The sequence below is a fragment of the Nitrospinaceae bacterium genome (genome assembly GCA_018669005.1).
GTDB lineage: Bacteria > UBA8248 > UBA8248 > UBA8248 > UBA8248 > UBA8248.
On the sequence record JABJAL010000113.1, the window covers coordinates 1 to 2,130 of the forward strand.

Below are 2,130 nucleotides of genomic sequence, written 5' to 3' on the forward strand. Positions count from 1 at the left end.
ATTTTTTGGTTGCGGGGGTAGGATTTGAACCTACGACCTTCAGGTTATGAGCATGACGATCAACGTGAGTGCATAAGTGTCTTTATACACTGAGTCGGCTCAACGGACCCTAGTTTTACCGAGCCCGACCCCGTCTCCGTAGTATAACGGCCTGAGTTCCAACACGATGTATATGGATGCTTCCCATCCGCAGAGCCATTCTCTGCCATTCTCGGTGTAGGTCAGTTTTGTTTCTGGCGCGCCAATGCCATGTAGTCGAATGGCCGAATTAAGTAACTCACCAATTTTTTATAGAATTCAAGCGCTTTTGACACCTTTGCATGCGCCGCAATAGCGAGTGCATCTGCCCGTCCAACCCCAAATCGTCCTTAAGTGTTAAAGACATTATATCGCCAGAAGGTGAACTGCACTTACCATTCCTTTCAGAAAGTGCGAAACAAATTGCGTCCACGTGCAGTCGGGACGATTCAGCAGAAGCTGGTTTTGCAATTCTCGAGGAATGACACGGACTGGAAACTATCATGACTAAGAACTCGCTTGAAATCGTGTATCGCAACGTAAATAGTTTAAAGCGCTACGGGAATTCTCCTCACATTCATTCCCGCCACCAAAGACGCAAGCTAATGAAATTGTTGAGACAATTTGACCAAATTGTCCCGATAATTATCGATGCCAACAATACTATCGTCGACGGCCATGCGGTTTTAGACGCCCTAAAGGAACTTGGGCACGACCAGATTGCCACAATTACTGTTGCGAATCGCAGCTCCGAAGAAATTCAGGCCCTTCGCCTAGCCTTAAATCGGCTGCCTGAGGAAGGTGACTGGGATTCACAACGTTTGAAATCCGAATTCAAGGAACTCCTGGAAATTGGTTTTGATCTCGAGTTGACAGGATTTGATCAAGTTGAAATTGACATGGCCTTATCAATTGATGATCTCACGAGTGGGGTTGTTGAGGATCCTCCCGCCTCACTCGATCCAGATGAAACTGTCGTCTCAAAAATCGGGGACATTTGGCTTCTTAACCACCATCGCGTTCTCTGTGGTGATGCTCGAGACCGGACAAGCCTAATATCTCTATTCGATAGCGAACTCGCACGAATGATGTTTGCGGACCCTCCTTACAATGTCGCGATTGATGGTCATGTTTCCGGATCCGGAAAAACCAAACATCGAACATTTGCGATGGCTTGCGGCGAAATGTCTGAGACCGAATTTCAAGAATTTCTCACGGACTTTCTCCGCGCTGCAACCGAAAATATGACGGACGGAGCCATTGCTTTTGTCTGCATGGATTGGCGACATATTGAAATTCTCTTGCAGGCAGGAAGAGAAGCCAAAGTTAATCTCAAGAATATAATTACATGGGTTAAATCAAATGCAGGTATGGGAAATTTTTATCGAAGCGCACACGAATTTATCCCGGTTTTTAAATGGGGAAACGCGCCGCACATAAATACGTTTGAACTGGGCAACAAAGGCAGGTCGAGATCCAATGTATGGCAATACCGCGGCATGAACTCCTTCGGCGCGGAGCGAGATGCACTATTTGCCGAGCACCCTACCGTGAAGCCTGTGGCCCTAGTCGCTGATGCGATCAAAGATGTTTCCAGGAGAAATGAGATCGTCTTCGATCCATTTTTGGGATCCGGCACAACAGTAATCGCGGCGCAAGAAATTGGACGACGGTGCTTTGGCGTCGAGCTGGACCCACTCTATGTCGATCTTACCATTCGCCGGTGGCAGAATGCGACGGGGCAAGAGGCCATGCATTCGAAGACAGGGCTCTCCTTCGACCAGATAAACGAAATTCGATCTAATGAATTGCTTCTTCTTCCCGCCTTCACTCCTCGTAAAGAGGAGGGTTAAAATATGTCAGAGAAAAAGAAAGATTATGCTGTCGGCTATAAAAAGCCACCTAAATTTGCACAATTTAAACCCGGAAAATCTGGCAATCCAAAAGGCCGAAGAAAAGGCATGCTCAACCTGAGGTCCGATCTCGAGGAGGAGTTGGCAGAACTCATAAATGTCCGCGAAGGCGATCGCCACCTCAAAGTTTCGAAACAGCGGGCCATGATCAAAGCCCTCGTCGCGAAATCGCTCAAGGGTGACGTTCGTTCGGCAGCCG

At 47.7% G+C, this 2,130-nt stretch carries 2 protein-coding genes and 1 tRNA gene; 2 read left to right on the forward strand and 1 reads right to left on the reverse strand.

Translation table 11 applies throughout. The features are described from left to right. Nucleotides 1–10: 10 nt before the first annotated feature. Nucleotides 11–135, reverse strand: a tRNA-Met gene (locus tag HOJ95_17475). A gap of 386 nt (nt 136–521) precedes the next feature. Between HOJ95_17475 and HOJ95_17480 the strand changes: the two genes are divergently transcribed. After that, the gene (locus HOJ95_17480) at nt 522–1,871 is read left to right on the forward strand and encodes a DNA modification methylase (protein MBT6396487.1); all 1,350 of its coding nucleotides are present in this window, start codon (nt 522–524) and stop codon (nt 1,869–1,871) included. A 3-nt stretch (nt 1,872–1,874) separates the two neighbouring features. Next, on the forward strand, nt 1,875–2,130 hold a 256-nt coding region (locus HOJ95_17485; protein MBT6396488.1), incomplete at its 3' end, for a hypothetical protein.